The organism is Psychrobacter okhotskensis, assembly GCF_013248965.1.
Classification (GTDB): Bacteria; Pseudomonadota; Gammaproteobacteria; order Pseudomonadales; family Moraxellaceae; genus Psychrobacter; species Psychrobacter okhotskensis.
In genome coordinates this window covers 1-807 of sequence record NZ_JABRVQ010000070.1, presented here as the reverse complement: position 1 = coordinate 807, position 807 = coordinate 1, and the positions used below count along the sequence as shown (strand labels likewise).

The window sequence follows — 807 nt, the reverse complement described above, 5'->3', positions numbered from 1 at the left end:
CGGTATATCAGACGAAGATGCCTATCAGAAAATGATGGCTTTCTTTAAAGAACTACAAGATAAAGGTTGGACTTATGCTAAAAGTTTAAGTGAACCTCGTTTAAGCCCTAAAGACAGCTTTACATTTGCCACAAAAGAAGGTGGAAGTGACTTTAATCTTGATTACACCTACCCTTTGAACTTTGAGCAATGGATGCAGCTCAGTGATTTACAAATATGGCAACTGCGACATGGTACAGATGTATTTATGAATATTAGAATAAATAGGCAAAGTGACCCTGAAACAGGCAACCGTCATTACCTGATTAGCTTAGATATTTTCGATGAGTTAGAGTTAATAAGACAAATAATCCCTAATAACTATGATGAATCTTTGACCAAAGAATATAGTAAGCTTTATGGCGGATTACCTGAAGCTAGACTTTTTTTCGAGACTAAAGCCATTAAAATGGGATTGAAGATTCAGCAAAATCAACCTGACTATACGCTACCACTCGTACTTAAAGAGACAGGTATCGACACCAGTAAATTTATCTCTATTGACCCTTACAAAATAACTTATGAAGAGTTTATTAAGCTTCAAGAGGCTGGAGAAGACATGACGCCCTATTATGAAAATAAAACCAAGCCTAATAAACCCGAAATCACCAGTCAAGCGAAAGGCCGCTGCCTAGCTGGTCAGCCCTGCCCTAAATCAGGCTACTGGTTCACGCAAGCAAAATCTGACAGTCGTGCTTACTTTAAGCAAGGCGACATCATGCCAGATTATCCTAATAACCAATGGGGTCAGGTTATTTGGCAGTTTGA

General features: G+C 38.5%; 1 pseudogene. It reads left to right on the top strand.

The window, feature by feature from the left end:
• Positions 1-4 precede the first annotated feature (4 nt).
• Positions 5-807, top strand: a pseudogene (locus HQR03_RS14090) (hypothetical protein); the annotation flags it as partial.